General features: G+C 68.8%; 20 protein-coding genes and 1 tRNA gene. 8 read left to right on the top strand and 13 right to left on the bottom strand.

Annotated elements, in window-relative coordinates:
• Position 1: 1 nt before the first annotated feature.
• Positions 2–853 carry a uracil-DNA glycosylase gene (locus tag ACFQGD_RS09435; protein ID WP_345403392.1) on the bottom strand — a complete coding sequence of 284 codons (852 nt, stop codon included), beginning with the start codon at positions 851–853 and terminating at the stop codon, positions 2–4.
• A gap of 32 nt (positions 854–885) precedes the next feature.
• Between ACFQGD_RS09435 and ACFQGD_RS09430 the strand changes: the two genes are divergently transcribed.
• Positions 886–2382 carry a S10 family peptidase gene (locus tag ACFQGD_RS09430; protein WP_345403389.1) on the top strand — a complete coding sequence of 499 codons (1497 nt, stop codon included), beginning with the start codon at positions 886–888 and terminating at the stop codon, positions 2380–2382.
• A 109-nt stretch (positions 2383–2491) separates the two neighbouring features.
• On the opposite strand, the gene ACFQGD_RS09425 is transcribed toward ACFQGD_RS09430, so the two are convergent.
• The 10 genes from ACFQGD_RS09425 to mfd form a co-directional block, all read right to left on the bottom strand.
• Complete coding sequence (locus ACFQGD_RS09425) at positions 2492–3448, bottom strand: Ppx/GppA phosphatase family protein (RefSeq protein ID WP_345403386.1); 957 nt, start codon at positions 3446–3448, stop codon at positions 2492–2494.
• Between the two features lie 46 nt (positions 3449–3494).
• A complete protein-coding gene (locus ACFQGD_RS09420; protein ID WP_345403383.1) occupies positions 3495–3995 on the bottom strand; it encodes a DUF501 domain-containing protein in 501 nt (166 codons plus the stop codon).
• Positions 3996–4139: 144 nt separating this feature from the next.
• Complete coding sequence (locus ACFQGD_RS09415; protein ID WP_390183626.1) at positions 4140–4544, bottom strand: FtsB family cell division protein; 405 nt, start codon at positions 4542–4544, stop codon at positions 4140–4142.
• 141 nt (positions 4545–4685) lie between these two features.
• A complete protein-coding gene (eno, locus tag ACFQGD_RS09410) occupies positions 4686–5972 on the bottom strand; it encodes a phosphopyruvate hydratase (protein ID WP_345403377.1) in 1287 nt (428 codons plus the stop codon).
• Positions 5973–6108: 136 nt separating this feature from the next.
• The gene (locus tag ACFQGD_RS09405) at positions 6109–6576 is read right to left on the bottom strand and encodes a VOC family protein (protein ID WP_345403374.1); all 468 of its coding nucleotides are present in this window, start codon (positions 6574–6576) and stop codon (positions 6109–6111) included.
• A 52-nt stretch (positions 6577–6628) separates the two neighbouring features.
• The gene (locus ACFQGD_RS09400) at positions 6629–7453 is read right to left on the bottom strand and encodes a lysozyme family protein (RefSeq protein WP_345403371.1); all 825 of its coding nucleotides are present in this window, start codon (positions 7451–7453) and stop codon (positions 6629–6631) included.
• Between the two features lie 45 nt (positions 7454–7498).
• Positions 7499–8470, bottom strand: a complete 972-nt coding sequence (locus ACFQGD_RS09395) for a nucleoside triphosphate pyrophosphohydrolase (protein WP_345403368.1) — start codon at positions 8468–8470, stop codon at positions 7499–7501.
• Entirely contained in the window at positions 8467–9426 is a 960-nt protein-coding gene (locus ACFQGD_RS09390; RefSeq protein ID WP_345403487.1) for a SurA N-terminal domain-containing protein, read from the bottom strand. The genes ACFQGD_RS09395 and ACFQGD_RS09390 overlap by 4 nt, the downstream gene beginning before the upstream one ends.
• 70 nt (positions 9427–9496) lie before the next feature.
• A complete protein-coding gene (locus ACFQGD_RS09385; protein ID WP_345403365.1) occupies positions 9497–10498 on the bottom strand; it encodes a DUF3048 domain-containing protein in 1002 nt (333 codons plus the stop codon).
• Between the two features lie 178 nt (positions 10499–10676).
• Positions 10677–14237, bottom strand: a complete 3561-nt coding sequence (gene mfd / locus ACFQGD_RS09380) for a transcription-repair coupling factor (protein WP_345403484.1) — start codon at positions 14235–14237, stop codon at positions 10677–10679.
• Positions 14238–14382: 145 nt separating this feature from the next.
• Here mfd and ACFQGD_RS09375 point away from each other — a divergent pair, with 145 nt between their 5' ends.
• Genes ACFQGD_RS09375 through ACFQGD_RS09365 form a run of 3 tightly spaced genes read left to right on the top strand, consistent with a single transcriptional unit; the run spans position 14383 to position 16315 of the window.
• Positions 14383–15579 carry a PQQ-dependent sugar dehydrogenase gene (locus ACFQGD_RS09375; RefSeq protein WP_390183625.1) on the top strand — a complete coding sequence of 399 codons (1197 nt, stop codon included), beginning with the start codon at positions 14383–14385 and terminating at the stop codon, positions 15577–15579.
• A 57-nt stretch (positions 15580–15636) separates the two neighbouring features.
• On the top strand, positions 15637–15948 hold the full coding sequence (locus ACFQGD_RS09370; protein ID WP_345403362.1) for a nucleotidyltransferase family protein: 312 nt from the start codon (positions 15637–15639) through the stop codon (positions 15946–15948).
• Entirely contained in the window at positions 15935–16315 is a 381-nt protein-coding gene (locus tag ACFQGD_RS09365; protein WP_345403359.1) for a HepT-like ribonuclease domain-containing protein, read from the top strand. Before ACFQGD_RS09370 ends, ACFQGD_RS09365 begins: the two co-directional genes overlap by 14 nt.
• Here the strand turns inward: ACFQGD_RS09365 and ACFQGD_RS09360 are convergent.
• Together ACFQGD_RS09360 and ACFQGD_RS09355 are read right to left on the bottom strand one after the other, a co-directional pair.
• Entirely contained in the window at positions 16312–16914 is a 603-nt protein-coding gene (locus tag ACFQGD_RS09360; RefSeq protein WP_345403478.1) for a TetR/AcrR family transcriptional regulator, read from the bottom strand. The genes ACFQGD_RS09365 and ACFQGD_RS09360 overlap by 4 nt on opposite strands.
• A 329-nt stretch (positions 16915–17243) precedes the next feature.
• Complete coding sequence (locus ACFQGD_RS09355) at positions 17244–18188, bottom strand: acyl-CoA desaturase (RefSeq protein ID WP_345403356.1); 945 nt, start codon at positions 18186–18188, stop codon at positions 17244–17246.
• 189 nt (positions 18189–18377) lie between these two features.
• On the opposite strand from ACFQGD_RS09355, the gene ACFQGD_RS09350 reads away from it, so the two are divergent.
• The 4 genes from ACFQGD_RS09350 to ACFQGD_RS09335 all read left to right on the top strand — a co-directional run bounded on the left by ACFQGD_RS09350 (position 18378) and on the right by ACFQGD_RS09335 (position 22681).
• Positions 18378–18449 (top strand) — tRNA-Gln (locus ACFQGD_RS09350).
• Between the two features lie 80 nt (positions 18450–18529).
• A complete protein-coding gene (locus ACFQGD_RS09345; RefSeq protein WP_345403353.1) occupies positions 18530–20164 on the top strand; it encodes a GGDEF domain-containing protein in 1635 nt (544 codons plus the stop codon).
• A gap of 49 nt (positions 20165–20213) precedes the next feature.
• On the top strand, positions 20214–21704 hold the full coding sequence (glmU, locus tag ACFQGD_RS09340) for a bifunctional UDP-N-acetylglucosamine diphosphorylase/glucosamine-1-phosphate N-acetyltransferase GlmU (protein WP_345403350.1): 1491 nt from the start codon (positions 20214–20216) through the stop codon (positions 21702–21704).
• Complete coding sequence (locus ACFQGD_RS09335; RefSeq protein ID WP_345403347.1) at positions 21701–22681, top strand: ribose-phosphate diphosphokinase; 981 nt, start codon at positions 21701–21703, stop codon at positions 22679–22681. The genes glmU and ACFQGD_RS09335 overlap by 4 nt, the downstream gene beginning before the upstream one ends.
• Positions 22682–22892 lie beyond the last annotated feature (211 nt).

The following is a 22892-nucleotide window of genomic DNA, read 5'->3' as shown; positions in this document are numbered from 1 at the left end:
CCTACGTCACGTTACGCACGGGTAACGACGCTGCCTTCGCTGCGTCGGTGAGGACGTCCCGCAGCATTTCGCGTGTCAGCCTGCCGGTGAAGGTGTTCTGCTGCGACGGATGGAAGCAGCCGAACAGGTGGAGCGTGTCGTGCGTGCAGGACACAGCAGCCTGAGTGTCGGACACAGCGGCCTGAGTGTCGGACACAGCGGCCTGAGTGTCGGACACAGCGGCCTGAGTGTCGGACACAGCGGCGGGAGTGCAGGACACGACGTGGTGGGCGGCGTGGCCGAAACGCGGACGGGGCCGGGGGATGCGCCAGCCCGCGTCGGCTAGCACCGGCAACAGCGCCTGCCAGCCGAAGGCACCCAGGACGACGACAGCGCGCAGCGTCGGTGCCATCAACTCCAGCTCGCGCGCCAGCCAGGGACGACACGTGTCGCGTTCGGCGGGCGTCGGCTTGTTCGCGGGCGGCGCACAGTGCACGGGGGCGGTGATGCGCACGCCGAACAGCTCAAGACCGTCGTCGGCACTGGTCGCGGTCGGTTGCGAGGCAAGCCCGACGTCGTGGAGCGCGCCGTAGAGAAAGTCGCCGGACCGGTCGCCGGTGAACATGCGCCCGGTGCGGTTCGCGCCATGCGCGGCGGGTGCGAGGCCGACGATGGCCAGCGATGCGTCGGCGGGACCGAAACCTGGCACTGGACGTCCCCAGTACGTCTGGTCCGCGAACGCGGCGCGCTTCGTCCGCGCGACCTCCTCCCGCCACTCGACAAGTCGCGGGCACGCGGTGCACTCGACGACGTCAGCGTCGAGTTGAGCGATGTCAGCGGCGCGGGCCGCCACGGCTGCAGGATGTGTGACCACGCTCCCATTGTGATCGTTCTAGAGTGAGCGACATGGCGAACCCATCCGAAGACGAAACAGGGAAGCAGACCGCACCCGACTCGAAGGACGACCGACCCACGCCGACCGACGACCTCGTCACCACCAATCACACGTTGACGGTCAAGCGGCAGAAACTGCGCTACACCGCGCGAACCGGCCGGATGGTGCTGCGTAAGGAGAGCGTCACCGACGGCACGTTCGACGGCCACGTCCCCAAGGCTGAGGTGTTCCTCACGTCCTACACGCTCGACGACGCAGACGCGGGCGAGCGACCGGTGACGTTCGCGTTCAACGGCGGGCCGGGCTCGTCCAGCGTGTGGCTGCACCTTGGCCTGCTAGGGCCACGTCGCGTCGTCGCTGGCGACGTCGACGCGCCGGAGCCGCCCCCGTACCGACTGACGGACAACCAAGAGACGTTGCTGCGACACAGCGACCTCGTGTTCATCGACCCGGTGTCGACCGGCTACTCCCGGCCGGCTGAGGGCGAGAAACCGCAGGACTATCACGGCTTCACGGGCGACATCGAGTCCGTCGGGGAGATCATCCGGCTGTGGACGTCACGGAATGGGCGGTGGCTGTCGCCGAAGTTCCTGGCGGGCGAGTCGTACGGCACACTGCGCGCGGCCGCGCTGGCCGAGCACCTGCAGAGCCGTTACGGCATGTACCTCAACGGGCTCCTGCTGATCTCGGCGGTGCTCGACTTCGCCACCATCCGCTTCAACGGCGAGAACGACCTGCCGTACAGCTTGTTCCTGCCGACCTACGCCTCGGTCGCGCACTACCACGGACTGCACGGCGACCGGGAGCTCGACGACGTCCTCCGGGAAGCCGAGGAGTTCGCCGAGCGGGACTATCCGCTTGCACTGGCGCGGGGCGCACGACTGTCCGCCGACGAACGGCGCGAGATCGTAGCGAAGCTGGCCAGCCTCACCGGGCTGTCGCACGAGTACATCGACCGCGTCGACCTGCGCATCGAGCACCTTCGGTTCTTCGCCGAACTGCTGCGAGACCGCAAGCTCGTCGTCGGCAGGCTCGACTCGCGGTTCACCGGACCGGACACCGACTACGGCAAGGAGCAGATCACAAACGACCCGTCGATGTCGGCGATGGTCGGGCCGTACACGGCGGCGCTGAACCACTACGTGCGCGCCGAGCTCGGCTACGAGAACGACTTGCCGTACGAGATCATCAACATGGCCGCCCACAAGGAGTGGTCATACAAGGAGTTCGAGAACCAGTTCGTCTCGACCGTGGACAAGGTTTCGGCGGCGATGCGGGCGAACCCGCACCTCAAGTTGCACGTCAGCCTCGGCTACACCGACGGCGCGACGCCGTACTTCGCCGCGGAGCACACGCTGGCACATCTGGCGATCCCGGATGAGCTGCGGGAAAACATCACGCGGGCGTACTACCCAGCGGGGCACATGATGTACGTGCACGAACCGTCCCGGCTGCGTCAGTCGTCCGACCTCGCGGAGTTCGTGCGGGCGGCGTCGAACCAGACGTAGCCCCGGCCTGCCACCTTCGCCGGGCTCCTTGCGTGATTCACGCCTGACTAGCACCGCATTGTCCGTTTCTCAGGACAACGTGCCCGGCGAAGGTAGGCCAAGCTGCACCTCACTCCGCCAGCGAAAGCGCGATACCGTCCAGAATGTCGTGTTCGCTGACCACGAGGTCGCTCGGGCCACCGCGACGCGCTAGTTCCTCGGCGATCACCCGCACGATCAGCGCGCCGCCGCCGATGACGTCGACCCTGCCCGGGTGGATCACCGGATTGGCAGCACGGGTGTCGTGATCCGCCGCGAGCAGCGTCTCCGCCGTGCGCTCCAGATCAGCCGGAGTCAACGTCGACAGGTGCGTGCGCTCGGCGTCATACTCCGCCAGTTCCTGCGCGACCGCGGACAACGTGGTCACCGTGCCCGCCACCCCGATCCAGGTCTTCGCGCGGGACACGTCAACGGCGTCGAACGCCTCGGCGAGGACGTCGGCGGCGAACTCCCGCGCGGCCTGGATCTCCTCGGCGGTGGGCGGGTCGGACTTCAGCGTCCGTTCGGTGATCCGCACGCATCCGATGTCCACCGACTTCGCGGCGAGGACGTTGGCCTTCCTGCCGTCCCACTCGCCAAGCACCAGCTCGGTCGACCCACCGCCGACGTCGACGACGAGGAACGGCCCGTCGTCTGGGTCCTGCTCACCGACGGCGCCGGTGAACGTCAGTCGCGCCTCGGTGTCACCGCTGATCACTTCGGCCCGCACGCCGAGGGTCTGCTCGGTCATGTCGAAGAACTCGTCGCGGTTGCTGGCGTCGCGCGTGGCCGACGTCGCGACCATGCGCACCCGCTCCGCGCCCTTGCGCCTGGCGGCGATGGTGTAGGCGGCGAGAGCCTGCCGTGTGCGCTCGATGGCCTCCGGTGCGAGCCTGCCGGTGGCGTCGACGTCCTGGCCGAGCCGCACAACGCGCATCTCGCGGTGCAGGTCACGCAGGAACAGCGTGCCGTCGTAGTTCGGCATCAGCTCGGCGACGAGCAGGCGGATGGAGTTCGTTCCACAGTCGATCGCGGCAACCCGAGTCATGCGACTCAGGGTATCCGCCGCGCCGGTACGGCCTGCGTCACGCCGCTCACGACGCCGCGCAGTCGCCGGACGGCCAGTCGCCCCGCAACAGCTCGTAGGTCTCGTCGCCGAAGGGGTTCACGCCAGGGCCGACCGCGAGCCGGTGCGCGAGGTGGACGTGCAGGCACTTGACGCGCGTGGGCATACCACCAGCGGAGACGTCGTGACCTAGTGACTCGATCGCGTCGCGTTCGGCGAGGTACGACTCGTGCGCCTTGCGGTAGGCGACGGCGAGGTCCTCGTCGGTTGCGAGCCGGTCGGTCATCTCGCGCATGACCCCGGACGCCTCCAGCCCGCCGACAAGCGAGCACAGCTTAGGGCAGGTGAGGTAGTACAGCGTCGGGAACGGCGTGCCGTTTTCCAGCCGAGGATTGGTCTGTACCACGGCGGGGTGCCCGCTGGGGCAGCGCGCGGCGATCGCCCGCATGGCCCTCGGGGGCCTGCCGAGCTGCTCGGCGACGACGGCGCGGTCGGCCTCGGTGACGGGTTCGAACCGGGTGTCCTGCACGGGAGCAGGTTACGGAACGCGGTCGGCTACCGGCCGAGCGGGGCAGCGGGGGACACGGCGCCGGGAGTGCCGGACACACGTGCGAGAACGCCGGACACACGTGCGAGAACGCCGGACACGCGTGCGGGAGCGCCGGACACGGCGTCAGCCTGGGTCCGGTTGCGGCTCGGTGACGCTTCGCCACAGCTCCTCGTACCAGGTCGACGTCGAGCCGTCGCCCTGGCCATCGCCAGTGCCAGTGCCGTGTTCGCCGTCGCCGGGCAACTGCACGATGTACGGCGTCTCTCCCGGCATCACGTAGCGGAGGCGTCGCCGCGCCTCGGCCTCGATCTGTGCGGGGTCGGACAGCTTGGCCTTACGGCGCTCGAACTCCGCGACCTGCTCGCGCAGCTCTTCGGCGCGTTCGGTGTGCTCGGCGATCTCGGCGCGCTGCGCGAGGTAGGTGCGAAGCGGGACGGCCAGCGTGAAGGCGAGCGCACACACCACGAGCGCGGCGATGGCGGCGCGCCGGGTGGTGGACAGCCCGAGCGTGCGGGCGGCGGTCGCCATCCGCTTCGACCGCAGGCTGGCCCGCAGTCGCGTGCGCGCCGAGCCAGCACCGACGACGCGGCGGGGCCGACGGGAAGGGCGGGGCGATCTCCCGCCCGGCCGCTTCCCGTCGCGCGAACGCCCTCTGCTGGCCATGCCCGATCAGGCGCTCGGGTTGAACCGGGGGAAGGCCAGGTCACCCGCGTACCTGGCGGCGTCGGCCAGGTTCTCTTCGATCCGCAGCAGCTGGTTGTACTTGGCGACCCGCTCGCTGCGGGCTGGCGCGCCGGTCTTGATCTGCCCGGCGCCGGTGGCCACCGCGAGGTCGGCGATCGTGGTGTCCTCTGTCTCGCCGGAGCGGTGGCTGATCATGCTCTTGTAGCCGTACGACCCGGCGAGCGTGATCGCGTCGAACGTCTCCGACAGCGTGCCGATCTGGTTGACCTTCACCAACAGCGCGTTCGCGGCGCCCTTGCTGATGCCGTCCTCAAGGCGGTCGGGGTTGGTGACGAACAGGTCGTCGCCGACGAGCTGCACCTTGTCGCCGATGGCCTTGGTCAGCTCGACCCAGCCGTCCCAGTCGTCCTCGGACAGCGGGTCCTCGATGGAGACCAGCGGGTAGGCGTCGAGCAGCTCCTGGTAGTAGCCGCTCATGTCGGTGGCGGACCGCCGCGTGCCCTCGAAGCGGTAACCGCCGTCGCCATAGAACTCGGTCGCCGCGACGTCGAGGGCGAGCGCGATGTCGGTGCCCGGCTGGTACCCGGCCTTCTCGATCGCCTGCAGGATCAGGTCGAGCGCCTCGCGGTTGCTGGACAGGCTTGGCGCGAAGCCGCCCTCGTCGCCGAGGCCGGTGGCGAGGCCCTTGCCCTTCAGCACGCCCTTGAGCGCGTGGTAGACCTCCGCGCCCCAGCGCAGCGCCTCGCGGAACGTGTCGGCGCCGATCGGCGCGATCATGAACTCCTGGATGTCGACGTCGGTGTCGGCGTGCGCACCGCCGTTGAGGATGTTCATCATGGGCACCGGCAGCACGTGCGCGTTCGGCCCACCGAGGTAGCGGAACAGCTCAAGCTCGGCGGACTCGGCGGCGGCCTTCGCGACGGCGAGCGAGACGCCGAGGATGGCGTTCGCGCCGAGGCGGGACTTGTCCGGCGTGCCGTCGAGGTCGACCAGTTTCTGGTCGACGATGCGCTGGTCGACGGCGTCCGTACCGGCGAGGTCGGGACCGATCTCGTCGAGCACGCCTGCGACGGCGCGGTCAACGCCCTTGCCGTTGTAGCGCTTCGGGTCACCGTCGCGCAGCTCGACCGCCTCGTGCTCTCCCGTGGAAGCCCCGGACGGCACGGCGGCCCTGGCCAGGGTCCCGTCGTCGAGGGCCACCTCAACCTCGACCGTCGGGTTGCCACGCGAGTCCAGAATCTCCCGCGCACCTACCTGATCGATGATCGCCACGCCACACTCCTCACGGCTCGGGTCTCTTCGTGGGCGAAGTTCCACTCCCCTGAGAGCCTAGCTGGCGACCCAGATCACCCGTACGAGGCACGCGGAAGGGACCGCACCCACCTCCCTCGACACGGCGGCCGGTGACTCACTCTGGGCGGATCTCGCGCCACCCCGCCGGCAGCTCGACGGTGTCGGACACGTGCTGCCAGAACGTCCAGGAGTTGCCACCGATGTCCTCGATGGTGAACACCCGTGCCCCGTACGGCTGGTCCTGTGGCTGTGACACCTCGACGTCCGGCAGCGCGGCCTGCACCCTCTCGTGCTGCGCGTCGACGTCGTCGACGAAGACGATGTTGAGTTGCCCGACCGGCCCGTCGACGCCCTTGGTCGCCCAGTAGTCGGCCCCAACTCCTGCCAGTTGCACCTCGTTGTCCCCTGCCAGCACCGACGCCTGGAAGACGTTGCCCGCGGAGTCGACGTAGCGGACTCGTTCGGTGAAGCCGAACACCCGGACCAGCCAGTCGAGCGCTGCCCCCGCGTCGGCGTAATAGAGGTAGGGCGCGAGACCGAGGTAGGTGGGTGCCATATCCCTCTCGCCGTCTTCTTCGCTCATAGCCCCGGAACCTTACCGTCGCGGCGCGACCACATCACGGCAGGTCGGGCGGTCAGTGGGCGAGTTCGGCGTAGCGATCCGCCGAGGTGAACACCTTCCGTGCGAATCCGGCGGCGTCGTGGCCGCCTCGGTAGGCGCGCACCGCCCGCCACCAGCCGTTCGGGTGGGCGAGGTCCGCCTTCGTGCCACATAGGATCCGGCCCGCGGTGAGCGCGGCGTCGTCGATGTTGTGCGGGTCCGGGACCTTGCCGTCACGCGTGGCGCGGGCGCGCCACCGGTGCCAGCGTTTCGGCATGATCTGTAGCGGCCCGACGGCCCTGTCCCAGCGCGCCGCCCCGTCCAGCGTGCCGTCGTCGGTGTCGGGCACTTTCGCCATGCCGTTGGTGCCGTCGCGTAGCGGGCCGAGGATGGGTGTCGTCGCCATACCGTCGCGGTCGATACGTCCACCCGCTACGGTGCCGTGCTCGGAGGCGACGTCGGCGATTCCCGCGACGGTGGCCCATGACAGGCGGCAGTCCGGCGCCTCAGAGCGCATCCACATCTCGGTGCGCCCGTACGCGGCCAGCGCACGGGCGGGAATCGTGGTCTTACGGGCGATCCGCTTCGCCCACGCGGTCAACCTGGCGGCGTCGGAGGCATTGGGGCGGTCGATCGGGGCCGGTGGCGCGGATTCCGGTGTCGCCACGCCCGGCATGGGGGCGGCGGTCTGGGTCCCATCGGCCGCCGGTGCGTCGTCAGGCGGAGTGACGCCCACGGTCGTGATCAACACGACGCCGGCGGCGAGTAGTGCGACGGTCCCGGCGATCTTGCCGTAGGCGATCCGGCTCCCGGCAGACGTGGACCGCTTCGCGCGTGGCCTGCCCGCCGGTTCAGTCACTCGATCAGGTTACCGTCCGAGGTGGGACGTCGTCTCCTAGGCCGGTCAGCGAGGCCAGTACCGTCGCCAGCCCGCCGCGTCCAATGTCGACGGGTCGACGTCATCCGCCCGCGCCGCCGCCTCAGCGGCTCTGACGTCTGCCGCGAACGCCCTCGCTGCCTCCCGTAGCTCGCCTTCCGGCTCCGCGCCAGCCCGCTTGGCCTCGGCCACGGCGCGAAACAATCGCTGGCCGACGTCGTCCCCTTGGGGGAACAGCTCGGCGGGCAGGTTCGCCCTGTCGGTGCGGGAGGCGAGCTTGGCAGCGAGCGCCGTCGCGGGCTGACCGAACGCGACGCCGTCCACGATCGACTCGCGCTGCTTCTCCTGCTGCTTCAGCTCCTCCCAGCGGTGTTGCTGCCGCTCGGCGGTGTGCACGACCTCGGCATCGGCGAACACGTGTGGATGACGTCCGACGAGCTTGTCCACCAGCTCCTCGGCGACGTCATCGACGTCGAACGGCTCGTCATCGTCCTCTGCCGCGATGCGGGCGTGAAACAGCACCTGCAGCAAGACGTCGCCAAGCTCCTCGAGCAGCGCGGGCCGGTCGCGCGTCTCGATGGCGTCGAGCAGCTCGTAGGTCTCCTCGATGAGGTACTGCCGCAGCGAGTCGTGGGTCTGCTCGGCGTCCCACGGGCAGCCACCCGGTGAGCGCAGCCTGTCCATCACCGCGACCGCCCGCAGCAGCGGCGGGAGCTCCGGGTCGATCACCGGCACGCCAGCTTCGGCCAGCATGGCGGCGGTGGATTCGGTGCGCCTCGCGGCCAGCAGCACCACCGCGCCGCGACCCGCCTCGGCGAGCAGGTCGGCGTGCTCCGGCACGGGTTTGGCACCGGCGACGAGCGCGACGGACTCGTCGACGTCCTTCGTGGCGTAGAGCGCGTCCGCCGCCCGAAGCGTGGGAATGGCGTTCACCGGCAGCGCGGGATGGGCCGCTGGCAGCAGGACGACGGCGCAGCCGGGATGCGGCGTGGTCGTCACTGCTTACTGGTGGGCCTGGTGGGCAGCAGGTAGCTCGCCACGGTGTCCTCGCTCTCGGCGATCGCGACCGTCGCCTGGTTCCACACGCCGAAGCGCGGGCTGATCTCGACGCCCTGCTCAGCGGCGTACGGCGCGAGCTGCTGAATGCCGATCTGCGCGAGCAGTTGCGGCGGAACCGGCTGGTCGGAGTTGTCGACGGAGCCGCCGCCGACTTCCCGCTCCTCGACCAGCGCGACCAGCCACAGCGAACCCTGCTGCGGGCTCGGCTGCGTGACGACGACGGTGCCCTCGTCCGCGCTGAAGAGCGGGCTCGCGGCGAGCAGCGCCGTCTGCTGACCCGACGCCAGCTCGCCCAGCGTCACCGACTGGTCGATGACCTCGGTGCCGTTCTCCTGGGCCAGCTCCTTGGCTCGTTCCGGTTCCGCCGCGATCTTCCTGCCGAGGTCGAGCGCCTTCTCCTTGGCCGTCTGTTCCGGCGACTCGCCGGAGATGTACGCGCCGACGAACTCGACCGAGATCCGGTCAAGGTTGCGCTCGGCCAACTGCTGCAACAGCACATAGTCCGAGGCGAACTCGCGCACCCGCGAGGCCTCGACACCGAACTGGCTTGGTGCCTGCTCCGCCCCACCGACCTGCTGCAGGAGCTGATCGATCTCACCCGCGTCCGCGCGCAAGCCCTCCTGCCGCGCGGCGGCGCCGATCAGCTCGTGGCGCACCCTGGTCTGCACGATGTGGCGAGACAGCAGCGACAGCTTGTCCTGCTGCTGCAACTGCCGCATGTCCGGCACGTTGTCGAGTAGCCACTGGACTTCGTGCTGCACGGAGTCGAGCGAGATCCGGTCGTCGCCGACGATCGCGGCGGCATTGGCCTTCGACGGCGCGTCGCCGCATCCCGCGAGGACGATGGCGGTGGTCGCGACGGTGAACAGCAGCGTGAAGCGGCGGATGAGGTCCATCACATCGGGTACTTTCTCACAGCGGCCGTTCGGCCGGTGAAGGGCATGGCCGGAAGCCGGAACTCGCGGGTCACTTGGGGACGAACAGCACCCAGACCCTGCCTCGGTCGAACAGGAGACGCTTGTTGTTGCGTGCCAAGCGGTAGACCGTCTCCCGCTTCGGGTTGGGCCGGGACCACTTCGCGGCGTATGCCTTGCCGTCGCGCAGCACGGTCGCCTTGCCCTTGCCGACGCTCTTGACCACCGGCGACATGTCACCCGCTGTGTCGACGATGCCCTGCCCCCGCACGATCTTGACCCGCTGCACCACGATGGTGCTCGCGTGCACCCTGCCGGTGCCCGCCGACGTCAGCGGGCGACCGTTCAACCTGATCACCCAGTTGTCGCCGCGCGGTGACCAGCGGAAATCGTACGACGCCGACCGGTAGGAGACGTCGAAGCGCTTGGTCTTCTTGCCACCCTTCGGCGCGGGACCGAACGGGAGCGGCGAGGACGTCGGCTTGGTGTTCGGCAACCGTCGCGGGTTGACGAACAGGTTATGCGGGACCGGCCGCCCACCCACGCGGTAGAACGCGCCGGGCTGGGTTCGCGGTGTCGCCCTGACGAGCGGAGCACGGGCCAGCGCCGGGTGCAGTTCTGGCGCCGCGCCCGAGTACGTCAGCACCGGACGTCGCATCTGCGCCAACATCTGGATGTCGGTCTCGCGCGCGCTACGTACCGGACCGATCACGCGGGGGCGCTTGCCCCAGTACACCGCGGCCATCCTGGTCAGCCCGCCCTCGACGGGTTCGACAAAGATCAGGTCCGACATCCGCAGGCCGACGTGCGGCCGGGCCGCCGACGTGTTGTCGACCTTGACGACGAGACCCCGAGGCCACCGGCTCGGCTTGGGCGGCGGTTTCGGTGCGGACTTCGTCGTGGTCGTCGTGCTCGACGTCGGTTTCGGTGAGGGCCGTACAGCCTGCTCTGCTGGCCCGTCGTCACCGACGAACTGGAGCAGCACCAAGACCAACGCGACGACAACGCCCGCGCCCAGTACCGCGATTCCGGTCTCCCGCCATCGACGTGCCACAAACCCTTGATACGTGCTTGATCGCCACTGGTCAGCACACCTCACCCTTGCGGGTGAGTGAATGGCGTCACGAATCCGCACAGCAGGGGTGCAACCACCCGAAAAGCCCAGCTCAGCTCACGAGCGGGTCGCGTTTCGCACAGGAGCGTCACGACCTACTCAAGGCGGCTATCCGGCCTCAACTCCCTACCGCAGCCGGCGACATCGACTCGACGAATCGCGTGCACCAGTCGAGCAGGTCCTTGTTGATCAACGGCGGCGCACCCATCCGCCCGCCAGCGGCACCCTCGGTGGGGCGGGGCACCGCGACCGTGTTGGTCACCGACTTGTAGACCGCCTTCGGATACAGCCGCTTGAGCCGCACCTGCTGCGAGTCGGCCAGTTCCAGCGGCGTGAACCGGATCATGTTCCCTTGGCTGGCCACCTCTGTGATGCCTGCCGCGCGGCAGACCTGCCGGAACGCGGCGACATCAAGCAGCCGCAGCACCGGGGCGGGCGGCTGACCGTAGCGGTCCACCAACTCGTCGCGAACCGTCGCGAGGCCATCGGCATCTGTTGCCGCCGCGATCTTGCGGTACGCCTCAAGCCGCAGCCGCTCGCCGGGCACGTAGTCGTGCGGGATGTGGGCATCCACGGGCAGGTCGATGCGTACCTCGGCCGGGCCATGGTCCTCCACCGGCTCCGCGCCCGCCTGCCTGCGGAAGTCGTTCACCGCCTCGCCAACCAGCCGGACGTAGAGGTCGAAGCCGACACCGGCGATGTGCCCCGACTGCTCCGCGCCGAGGATGTTGCCCGCGCCCCGGATCTCGAGATCCTTCATCGCGACGGCCATGCCCGCGCCCAGCTCGGTGTTCTGCGCGATGGTGGCGAGCCGGTCATGCGCGGTCTCGGTCAACGGCGTCTCGCGCGGGTAAAGGAAGTAGGCGTAGCCGCGCTCGCGACGACGTCCGACACGTCCCCGCAACTGGTGCAGCTGGGCGAGGCCGAGCAGGTCGGCGCGCTCCACGATCAGCGTGTTGGCCGCCGCGATGTCCAGCCCGGTCTCCACGATCGTCGTGCAGACCAGGACGTCGTACTCGTGCTCCCAGAAGCCCTGGATGATCTTCTCTAGCTTGTCCTCGTTCATCTGGCCGTGCGCGGTGGCCACCCGCGCCTCCGGCACCAGCTCGCGGATGCGCCTGGCCGACTTCTCGATCGACGACACCCGGTTGTGCACGTAGAACACCTGGCCGTCGCGCAGCAGCTCGCGGTAGATCGCGGCGGCGACCTGCTTGTCGTCGTAGCCGCCGACGTAGGTCAGGATCGGGTGGCGCTCCTCCGGCGGGGTGAGAATGGTCGACATCTCGCGGATGCCAGCAAGGCTCATCTCCAGCGTGCGCGGGATCGGCGTCGCGGACATCGTGAGGACGTCGACGTGCGTACGCAACGCCTTGATGTGCTCCTTGTGCTCGACGCCGAAGCGCTGTTCCTCGTCCACGATGACCAGGCCGAGATCCTTGTAACGGATGCCGGTCTGGAGCAGGCGGTGCGTGCCGATCACGATGTCGACCTCGCCGTCCGCGAGACCGGTCAGGATCTGCTCCGACTCGTTCGGGTCAGTGAACCGCGACAACGTCTTGATGTTGACCGGGAACGAACCCATCCGGTCGGTGAACGTGTTGTGGTGCTGCTGCGCGAGCAGCGTGGTCGGGACGAGCACGACGACCTGCTTGCCGGCCGTGACAGCCTTGAACGCGGCGCGCACCGCGATCTCGGTCTTGCCGTAGCCGACATCGCCGCAGATCACGCGGTCCATCGGAACACCGCGCTTCATGTCGTCCTTGACCTCGTCGATGGCGGCGAGCTGGTCGGTCGTCTCCACGAACGGGAAGGCGTCCTCCAGCTCGGCCTGCCACGGCGTGTCCTCACCGAAGGCGTGGCCGGGCGCCGCTTGCCGCGCCGCGTAGAGCTGCACCAGCTCGGCGGCGATCTCCTTGACGGCCTTGCGCGCCTTGGCCTTGGTGTTCTTCCAGTCGGAGCCGCCGAGCTTGTTCAGCGTGGGCAGCTCGCCGCCGACGTAGCGAGAGACCTCGTCGAGCTGGTCGGTAGGCACGAACAGCCGGTCACCAGGGTGGCCACGCTTCGACGGCGCGTACTCCAGCACCAGATACTCGCGGGTCGCCCCACCCACCGTGCGCTGCACCATCTCCACGAAGCGGCCGATGCCGTGCTGGTCGTGCACGACGTAGTCGCCCGCCTTGAGCGCCAGTGGGTCGACGGCGTTGCGCCGACGCGACGGCATCTTGACGCCGAGGTCGCCGTCCGACGTCCCGGGCGTGGTGGCGCGGCCGGTGAGGTCCGATTCGCCCAGCACGACCAGCGCCGCATCGGGAACCACATAGCCGTCGGTGACCGTGCCCGTGGTGACCGTGACGACGCCGGGCTTGGGCCCTTCCGGCAAGCCCTCGACGTGCGCGGCGGGCACCTCGGCGGCGGTCAGCTGTTCCACCGCCCGCTGCGCGGTACCGGAGCCCGCCACCACCAGCACCGCAGCGCCGCCCGCGCTGGTGTGCGCGAGCAGTTCCTTCGCGGCCTGCTCGACGTCACCCCGGTAGGTGGGCGCGGCGTTCACCCCGCTGCCGACGTCGAGCACCCCGGCACCCTCGCTGGTCAGCTGGCTCAGCGTCCACCACGCCCTGCCGGTGTCGGTGGCGTGGCTGCGCACCTCATCGAGGTCGCGGTAGGCGGACAGACCGAGGTCGAGCGGCGCGCGCCCGCCGTCGCCCGCGACCTCCCACGACGCCTCGAGAAACTCCTGCCCGGTGCGCACCAAGTCGGATGCCCGCGCACGGATCTTCTCCGGGTCGGCGAGCACCACGTGCGTGCCGTCCGGCATGGCGTCGGTGAGCAGGTCGAGCTTGCCCGGCAGCAGCACCGGAATCAGCGCTTCCATGCCCTCGCACGGGATGCCGTCCGCGAGCTTGCTCAGCATCTCGCTCAGTGCGGCGTCGGCCTCGTGCTGGGCGAGCAGGTCAGCGGCGCGCTGTTTGACATCGGTGGTGAGCAGCAGCTCCCGGCACGCGGGCGCGGTGACGGCGTTGATCTCCTCCGGCAGCGAGCGCTGGTCCGCGACGGCGAACGTGCGGATCTCGCTGACCTCGTCCCCGAAGAACTCGACGCGGTAGGGATGCGCGGCCGTGGGCGGGAAGACGTCGATGATGCCGCCGCGCACGGCGAACTCGCCGCGCTTCTCCACCATGTCGACGCGGCTGTAGGCGAGGTCGACCAGCCGCGCGAGGGTGTCCTCGAAGTCCAGGTCCTCCCCGACCACGAACTCGATCGGCGCCAGCTTGCCGAGACCGGGCGCCATCGGCTGGATGAGGCTGCGCACGGCGGTGACCACGACCCGCAGTCCGCCGTGGTCCGGCTGCGCGAGCCGGTGCAGGACGTCGAGGCGCTTGCCAACGGTGTCGGCGCGCGGCGAGAGGCGTTCGTGCGGCAGCGTCTCCCAGGATGGCAGCGACGCGACGGCGTCGTGGCCGAGCATGTCGCCGACCGCGGCGGTCAGCAACTCCATCTCGCGGCCGGTCGCCACGACGGCGAGCACCGGCCGGTCGGCGCCTTGCCGTGCCGCGAGCGCCGCGACGACGAGCTGGCGCGCGGCGGGCGGCCCCTGTAGCTCCAATTCCGGCGCACCAGCGCGCTCGACGACGGCGGTGAGCGGGGAACTGGGCAGGGTGGCGGCGAGCAATCCAGACAACGCGGCGGGCACCCTTCCAGGGTACGGACGCGCGTCGGGCGGCCGATGACCACCCGGAGCCTGTCCAGAACCGGCGAATCCGGCATCAAGGGCACGTGCCGATGCACCAGTACACGGGGTAGCCTGCATGTGCATGATGGGCGTCATGGCACGACGCATGATCGCGACCCTGCTTACCGCCAGCGCGCTCGTTACCGCCTGCACGCCGTCGCCCGCGACCCGGTCACAGGCACCGTCCATGCCGCCGAGCAAACCCGCCCCGGTCGGCCTCGACGTCATGACGCTCACCGACAAGCTCGAGCACGGCTGGGACATCGGGTTCCTGCCGGACGGCCAACTGCTCATCACCGAACGGCGCGGCAGGCTGCGGCTGCTGTCCAGCGCCGACGAGGACGCTGAGCTGACAACGGTGCGCGCCGACTTCTCCGATGTCTACGACGTCGGAGAGGGCGGGCTGATGGGGATCGCGATCCACCCCGACTTCGAGCGGACGCGCGAGTTCAGCACGTGCCAGACCTATCAGGAGAACGGCGAACCGAAGGACGTCCGGCTGGTGACGTGGCGACTGTCCCAGGACGGCACCCGAGCGACCAGAGTGAAGCCGCTGGTGACTGGGTTGCCGATCAACGAGAGCGGCAGGCACTCCGGCTGCCGCCCTGTGGTGACCAAGGACGGGGCGCTGCTGGTCGGCACGGGCGACTCCGCGGACCCCGACGTGCCGCAGGACAAGACCAGCCTCGGCGGCAAGGTGTTGCGGGTCGACCCGGCGACCGGCAAGGGACTGGAGAACAACCCGTTCGCGGACTCGGACAACGCCAACACGCGGCGCATCATCACCTACGGCCACCGCAACATCCAGGGCATCGCGGTCCAGCCGGGCACTGACCGGGTCTACGTCTCAGAACATGGGCCTGACGTCGACGACGAGGTCAATCTGATCGAGTTCGGCCGGAACTACGGCTGGGACCCGTCGCGGGGCGGCACCGTCGACAGCTACGACGAGAGCGTGCCGATGACCGACCGGGAGCGGTTCCCGAACGCGATGCGGGCCGCGTGGACAACCGGCGACATGACCGAAGCGATCTGTGGTGCGACGTTCTTGTCGGGCGAGCAGTGGGGCGCACTTGACGGCAGGCTCGCGGTGGTCGCGCTCAAGGGCTCGAAGCTGATCCTGCTCACCATCGGCAAGGAGGGCAACGCCATCGGCCGCACCGACCCGCCGGAACTGGACGAGGACTACGGCAGGCTCCGCGCCGCACGCACCGGCCCCGACGGGGCGCTCTTCATCACCACGAGCAACGGCGAGAACGACAAGCTGCTGCGCGTGACGCCGAAGGGCTAGTGGGACTTGCGCTGCTGCGGTCGTGCCGACCGGACTCCATTGCGGCATGATGGAGCCATGCGGATCAGGACAAACCTGAGCGTGGATGACGCTGCCATCGCCGACTTCTGCGAGCGGCACGGCATCCGGCGGCTTGCGCTGTTCGGCTCGGTGCTGCGTGGCGACTTCTCCGACGCGAGCGACATCGACGTCCTCGTCGAGTTCCTGCCCGGCAAAACTCCGGGCCTGCTCACGATCGCGGGGATGGAACTGGAGCTCAGCTCGCTGTTGGATAGCAGGGACGTCGAAATCCGCACCTACGAAGACCTGAGTCCCTACTTCCGCGACACCGTGCGCTCGACAGCGGTTCCCCTCTATGCCGCGGCTTGACGACGCGGTTCGCATCCGGCATCTGATCGATGCCGCGACAAGGGCCATCGAGTTCGCTGCCGACCGCGACCGTCCTGCACTCGACCAGGACGAGATGCTTCGGCTGGCCCTGACGAAGCTGGTGGAGATTGTCGGGGAAGCCGCCAAACAGGTCAGTACCGAAACCCGCCAGGCATACCCCGAGGTGCCGTGGTCGGCGGCGGCGAAAATGCGTGATCGCCTCATCCACCACTACTTCGACATCAACCTCGACATCCTCTGGACGACGGTGACCGTCGACTTGCCCGAGTTGCTCAAAGTTGTCCCCGAGATCGATGCCGCGACGACGCAGTCCGACACCGGGAAGTCCGCGAGCGATCTCGCCTAGGGCGACGTGTCGATCCGCAGTTCTGGCTTCTGCTCCAAATGCGACAGTCCGTTCCACGCCAAGTTCACCAGTTGTGCGGCCACCTCATCCCGCTTCGGCTTGCGCGCGTCCAGCCACCACTGCCCGGTCAGCGCGACCATGCCGACCAGCGCCTGCGCGTACAGCGGCGCGAGCTTGACGTCGTAGCCGCGCGCGGCGAACTGGTTCGCGAGAATGTGCTCGACCTGGCTGGCGATGTCGTTGAGCAGGGTGGAAAACGTGCCCGTGGTGCTAGCGACCGGCGAGTCACGCACGAGGATGCGGAAGCCGTCGTGCGACTCCTCGACGTAGCCGAGTAGTGCGACGGCCGCCTGCTCCAGCATCACGCGTGGGTGGCCACCGTGCAGACTGGAGACCATCCGGTCGAGCAGCGTATGCGTCTCCCGGTCGACGACGACGGCGTAGATGCCTTCCTTGCCACCAAAGTGCTCGTAGACGACCGGTTTGGACACGTTCGCCCGATGCGCGATCTCCTCGATCGACGTCCCGTCGAAACCCTTTTCCGCGAACAGCGCCTTGGCGACGTCGAGTAGTTGCTGCCTGCGTTCGGTGCCGGTCATCCTGACCCTGGTCACCGGTGCGGTAGGCCGCGTCCCCGTGCTGCTCGCCGCCTTGTTGCTCGCCACTGCCTTTCGTGCGCGTCTCCTCCCAGCCATATCAGCAGCGTAACCCCGGATACCCGCCGGTAACCGCACCGGCGCCCTCGACGGGGTGCCGTACCCGGCGCCAGCGAACCCTCCGGCTACCACCGCGGACCGCTTCACTCCCGGTGTGTCAAACGAAGCCGGACATCGGGGACATTTTCTTGTCACAGCGGGCGTGTAGTCGTCCCGCGTACCACGAAAGGGCTACCGCGCCGGGTGCCGCGGCACCCGGTCAGCCAGCGGCACTACGACTTCTCGACAGCGAGTCGTGCGAGGCGGTCCGGCCGCGGCCAGCGGACGTCGTGTGCCCAGCCGAGCTTCTCGAACGCCCAGATCAGCCGCGCCGAGATGTCGATCTGCCCACGCTGGACGCCGTGACGCGCGGACGTCGGGTCGGCGTGGTGCAGGTTGTGCCAGGACTCCCCCAGCGACAGGATCGCCAGCGGCCAGACGTTGGCAGAGCGGTCTCGCGACGTGAACGGCCGCTCGCCGATCATGTGGCACACCGAGTTGATCGACCAGGTCACATGGTGCAACACACACACGCGGACGAGTCCCGCCCAGAAGAAGGCGGTCACCGCGCCCCACAACGACCAGCTCAGCAGCCCGCCGAGCACACCGGGCAGCACGAGGCTAAGCAGCGTCCACAGCCAGAAGTACCGGTCGACCGCGCGCATGTCGGGGTCCTTGGCCAGATCGGGCGCGAACCGCTCGATGTTGGTCGTGTCGCGCTCGAACAGCCAGCCCATGTGCGCGTGCCAGAACCCCTTGGCGATCGCCACCGGCGACGTGCCGAACAACCACGGCGAGTGCGGATCGCCCTCGCGGTCCGAGAAGGCGTGATGCCTCCGATGGTCGGCGACCCAGACCAGCAGCGGGCCTTGCACGGCCGTGCTGCCCGCGATGGCGAGCATGATCCGGAGCCACCGCTTCGCCTTGAACGAGCCGTGCGTGAAGTAGCGGTGGAAACCCACCGTGATACCCGCCGCGGCGAAGAAGTAGAACGCGACGAACAGGCCCACGTCGAGCCAGCTCAGGCCCCAGCCCCAGGCGAATGGGATCGCCGCGAGCAGCGCGAGTAACGGCGCCACCACCCCGAAGTACACCGAGATCTGCACACCCGTCGAGCGCCGCTCGCCGAGGATCGGCTTGGGTCCCTGTCGCACTGGCTCCCGCATCGTGGCCGTCATGCGCATCCCGCCTTCCGTGTTCGCTGTTGCCGTTCCTACCTACGGTGGCGTAACTTACGGTACCGGAAAGTGTGACGGCGTCGGTAGTGAGCCAGTCGCGCGTCACGCGGCGCACACGACGAAAGGCGGGGGTAGCATCGATCACCCTCCGCATCACGTCTACCCTGCAGATGGGCAGTGAACACCCAATCCGCCGTGGTGTAATAGGCAGCACTTCAGATTTTGGTTCTGACGGTTCAGGTTCGAGTCCTGGCGGCGGAGCACCGCGAGCAACCAAGGGGGTGCGGCCGCTGCGCCAAGGACAACGCATCCGCGATGCCAGGCGGCCTGCCGTCGTCGACATGTCCGACGCCTGGCTGGTTGGCCGCGCCCGCGAGCTGCGCGCCGCCGTGCAGTCCACCACCCGCGCCGAACAACTCGGCATCGTCGCCGAACTGGACGTCCTGCTGGAAGAAGCGCAGACCAGAGGCGAGCCGCTCATGGTGGCCGATTTGCTGCGCAGCGCCGCGATGGCGAGGCTGTCAACGCCTGGCCTCAGCCCACAGGCGGAGCCGCTGCTCGACGAACTGCTCGCGCACACCCGCAAGAACGGCCTCCCCGTACTGCGCGCCGGCGCGCACGCCTTGCAAGGCAAGCGGATGATCCTCGCGGAGAAGGAAGACGAAGCGCTCACCGAGATCGCGAGGGCGCTGGCCATCCTGGACGACCTGCCGACCCCGGCAACCCCCTTCGAGACACGCGTCTTCAACCGCTCGCTGGTAACGGCGCTGGTCGACTGCTGGCAAGGACTCAACGAGCTCGGCCTTTACGAGACAGCCGAAGAAGTCAGCGCCCGGTCGCACCGGGCGATGCGGGAGAGCGCGGGTCCGCACGAGATCACGCTGCAGATGTTCAACCTCATCGAGATGCTGCTGGCGTGGGCGCTCCGGCTGGAGCGCATCAAACACACCAACCAGGCGCGAGAGAAATTCGCGGTAGCGGCATCGGTGGCCGCGGCGGTGGAGGCGCCGTTCACCGAGTCGCTGTTCCGGTTGCGAGAGGCGCCTGCCATCGAGCAGATCGGTCTGATCGCGGCGGCCGTGGCGTTCAACGACCCCGGCCGCAGCCACATCGAACGGCTGAAGCGCCTGTTCACCCAGCGCAGCGGCGCCCAGGAGCAGGTACTCGTCGCGATCGCGCTGGCGCGTTGCCTCGAGTGCGACGGCCAGGGTGAAGCGGCCCGTGACGTCTTGCTCACCGCGCGGCGGGAAGCCGACGAGGCGAACACCCCAGTCGCGGCGCGTCTCAACATCGACCGCGAGCTGGCACGGTTCGAGCTGGCGGCCAATCCCGGCCTACCGGAGGCGGTCACCGCCTACACCCTCGCGCTGGAACGAGAGTTGTGGGACATGCGCGAGTCCCGCGCGGCCGCGTTGCAGACCAGACGCAACCACGAACGGCTTTCCGCCGAGCACGGTGCGATCGCCGCGCAGGCAGCACAAGCGTTGCAGGACCCGCTGACCGGGCTGCCGAACCGCCGCGCACTCGACGAGCGACTCAGAGCGCTGGCCTCGGACGAGAACATGCAGCCGCTGTCCGTGGCGTTGGTCGACCTCGACGGCTTCAAGGGTGTCAACGACAACCAGTCGCACGCGGAGGGCGACGATGTGCTCCGGGTGATCGCCAGCACACTGCGGGACACGCTGCGCGGCAACGACGTCGTCGCCCGCTACGGCGGCGACGAGTTCGTGGTGCTGCTGCCGGGCGCGCCCGCCGCGTCGGCCGCGGCGGCGATGAACCGCACGGTGGCAGCGGTGTCCGAGCTACCGGGCCATCTCTCCCGAGGGGTGACGCTGTCGGTCGGGCTGGTGTCGATGGCGCCGTCCGAGCACCCGGAGTCGGTACTTACCCGCGCTGACGCCGCGATGTACCAGGCGAAGCGTAGCGGCGGAAACCGTGTCTACGCGGCGACGCAGGACTCCCCCGACGCCTCCTGACGACGTCGTAGGATCGTGGGCCACACGAGGTACCCGAGTTGGGAGAGCCGTGACCACCCCACTGAGCACGTTGGTCCTCGCCGCTGGCGAGGGCACCCGCATGCGTTCATCGACTCCGAAAGTGCTGCACCCGATCGCGGGGCGATCGCTCGTCGAGCATGCCGTCAGAGCCGCGGCGGGGCTCGACCCCGACAACCTGGTCGTCGTCATCGGTCACGGCCGCGAACAGGTCGGCGAGCACATCGCCACCGTCGCCGACGCGCTCGGTCGCGACGTCGCCACCGCCGTGCAGGAGCGCCAGGACGGCACGGGGGACGCCGTACGCTGCGGGCTGGCCGCGCTGCCAGGGGAACCGACCGGCACGGTCATCGTGACCTGCGCGGACACGCCGCTGCTCGACACCGCCACGATGTCGGCCTTGCTGGCCGAACACAACGAAGCAGGCAACGCCGTCACCGCGCTCACCTCGGTGCCCGCCGACCCGACCGGCTACGGCCGGATCGTCCGGGACGACGACGGCTCGGTGCGTGCGATCGTCGAACACAAGGACTGTGACCAGGAGCAACTCGCCATCGGCGAGATCAACTCCGGGGTGTACGCCTTCGACGCCGCCGTTCTCGCCGACGGGCTCGGCAGGCTCTCCACCGACAACGCCCAGGGTGAGCTGTATCTCACCGATGTCCTCGGCATCGCGCGCGGCGACGGGCGCGGGGTCGGTGCGCTCGTCGTCGACGACCCATGGCTGACGGAAGGCATCAATGACCGTGTGCAACTGGCCACACTCGGCGCCGAACTGAACCGGCGCATCGTGCGGCACTGGCAACGCGCGGGCGTAACCGTGGTGGACCCGGCGTCGGTGTGGATCGACAGCGACGTCGAACTCGCCCAGGACGTCCGGATCGAGCCGGGCGTGCAGCTCAAGGCGGGCACGCGGGTGGCGGAGAACGCCGCCATCGGTCCGGACTGCACGCTGGCCAACATGGAGATCGGCGCGGGCGCGTCCGTCGTCCGGACGCACGGCAGGGACTCCGTGATCGGCCCTGGCGCGACGGTGGGCCCGTTCACCTACCTGCGGCCGAACACCGTGCTGGGCGCCGACGGCAAGCTCGGCACCTTCGTCGAGGCCAAGAACGCCACCATCGGCACCGGATCGAAGGTCCCCCACCTGACGTACGTCGGAGATGCGACCATTGGGGAGTACAGCAACATCGGAGCGTCGAGCGTGTTCGTCAACTACGACGGAGTGAACAAACATCACACCACGATCGGCTCGCATGTGAAGACCGGATCGGACAATATGTTCGTGGCCCCGGTGACCATCGGCGATGGCGCTTACACCGGTGCCGGGTCGGTGATCAGGCGGAACGTACCGCCTGGCGCACTCGCCGTCTCCGGCGCACCACAACGCAACATCGAGGGGTGGGTTGTCAGGCGCAGGCCAGGCACCCCAGCGGCGGACGCGGCTGAGCAGGCACAGCAGGCCGAGTCCGGAGGGGGCACAGCAGAGCAGGACAACGAGGACACGGAGTCGCGGTCATGAGTTCGAAGTCGGGAACGCCCAAGAAGAATCTGATGCTGTTCGCAGGGCGCTCGCACCTCGAACTCGCAGAAGAGGTCGCGAAGTGCCTCAACGTCACCATCACGCCACAGCAGGCGCGCACCTTCGCCAACGGTGAGATCTTCGTCCGGTTCGAGGAGTCGGTGCGCGGCGTCGACGCCTTCGTGATCCAGAGCCACTGCCCGCCGATCAACGAGTGGATCATGGAGCAGTTGATCATGGTGGACGCGCTCAAGCGCGCCAGCGCCAAGCGCATCACCGTGATCATGCCGTACTACCCGTACAGCAGGCAGGACAAGAAGCACAAAGGCCGCGAGCCGATCTCGGCGCGCCTACTCGCGGACATGTTCAAGGTGGCTGGCGCGGACCGGATCATGACGGTTGACCTGCACACCGCGCAGATCCAGGGCTTCTTCGACGGCCCTGTCGACCACCTGTTCGCGCAGACCGTGCTGTGCGAGTACCTGCGGGATCACTACGGCGACAAGCCGATCACCGTCGTCTCGCCGGACTCCGGCAGGGTGCGGCTCGCCGAGAAGTGGGCGCAGGAACTAGGCAACCGGCCGATCGCGTTCATCCACAAGACCCGCGACCCGGACAAGCCGAACGAGGCGATGGCCAACCGGGTCGTCGGCGACGCCAAGGACCGACTGTGCGTGATCATCGACGACATGATCGACACCGGTGGCACGGTCGCGGGCGCCGTGCAGGTGCTCAAGGAGGAGGGCGCGTCCGACGTCGTCGTCGCGGCGACCCACGGCGTGCTGTCCGATCCAGCGACGGAACGCCTCTCGCGGTGCGGCGCGCGGGAAGTGATCTTCACGAACACGCTGCCAATCCCTGACGAGAAACGCTTCCCCGGTATGACGGTGCTGTCCATAGCGCCGCTCATCGCGCGGGCGATCGAGCAGGTCTTCGAGGACGGCTCGGTGACCAGCCTGTTCGACGGCAATGCCTGATTCACTGCCTGATCCGGCCTGAACACCCCCGGCCGTCGCCGCGCTCACGTGGGCCTGGCATCGGCCGCCGACCCCGGCACCACCGAGAGTCGTCACCCCCGTTCGCCGGCGTGACCCGGCGAGGCTAGACTATCCGGGTTGCCCCGGCGAGGCGGGTTTCGGCCTGGCGTGATCGACGTGGCGGTCTTTGGTTGCCGCGCGCCGTCATGCG

Origin of the sequence: Haloechinothrix salitolerans, from assembly GCF_042662605.1 — a bacterium.
In the GTDB taxonomy this organism is placed as follows: Bacteria; Actinomycetota; Actinomycetes; order Mycobacteriales; family Pseudonocardiaceae; genus Haloechinothrix_A; species Haloechinothrix_A salitolerans.
This window is presented reverse-complemented; position numbering and strand designations above follow the sequence as displayed.

What these genes read in the sequence shown, in the direction of transcription:
- ACFQGD_RS09430 (WP_345403389.1), top strand. Translation starts at nt 886, where the DNA reads ATGGCGAACCCATCCGAAGACGAAACAGGGAAGCAGACCGCACCCGAC.
- ACFQGD_RS09425 (WP_345403386.1), bottom strand. Translation starts at nt 3,448, where the DNA reads ATGACTCGGGTTGCCGCGATCGACTGTGGAACGAACTCCATCCGCCTG.
- ACFQGD_RS09415 (WP_390183626.1), bottom strand. Translation starts at nt 4,544, where the DNA reads ATGGCGACCGCCGCCCGCACGCTCGGGCTGTCCACCACCCGGCGCGCC.
- ACFQGD_RS09405 (WP_345403374.1), bottom strand. Translation starts at nt 6,576, where the DNA reads ATGAGCGAAGAAGACGGCGAGAGGGATATGGCACCCACCTACCTCGGT.
- ACFQGD_RS09390 (WP_345403487.1), bottom strand. Translation starts at nt 9,426, where the DNA reads ATGGACCTCATCCGCCGCTTCACGCTGCTGTTCACCGTCGCGACCACC.
- ACFQGD_RS09375 (WP_390183625.1), top strand. Translation starts at nt 14,383, where the DNA reads ATGGCACGACGCATGATCGCGACCCTGCTTACCGCCAGCGCGCTCGTT.
- ACFQGD_RS09370 (WP_345403362.1), top strand. Translation starts at nt 15,637, where the DNA reads ATGCGGATCAGGACAAACCTGAGCGTGGATGACGCTGCCATCGCCGAC.
- ACFQGD_RS09365 (WP_345403359.1), top strand. Translation starts at nt 15,935, where the DNA reads ATGCCGCGGCTTGACGACGCGGTTCGCATCCGGCATCTGATCGATGCC.
- ACFQGD_RS09360 (WP_345403478.1), bottom strand. Translation starts at nt 16,914, where the DNA reads ATGACCGGCACCGAACGCAGGCAGCAACTACTCGACGTCGCCAAGGCG.
- ACFQGD_RS09355 (WP_345403356.1), bottom strand. Translation starts at nt 18,188, where the DNA reads ATGACGGCCACGATGCGGGAGCCAGTGCGACAGGGACCCAAGCCGATC.
- ACFQGD_RS09345 (WP_345403353.1), top strand. Translation starts at nt 18,530, where the DNA reads ATGTCCGACGCCTGGCTGGTTGGCCGCGCCCGCGAGCTGCGCGCCGCC.
- ACFQGD_RS09335 (WP_345403347.1), top strand. Translation starts at nt 21,701, where the DNA reads ATGAGTTCGAAGTCGGGAACGCCCAAGAAGAATCTGATGCTGTTCGCA.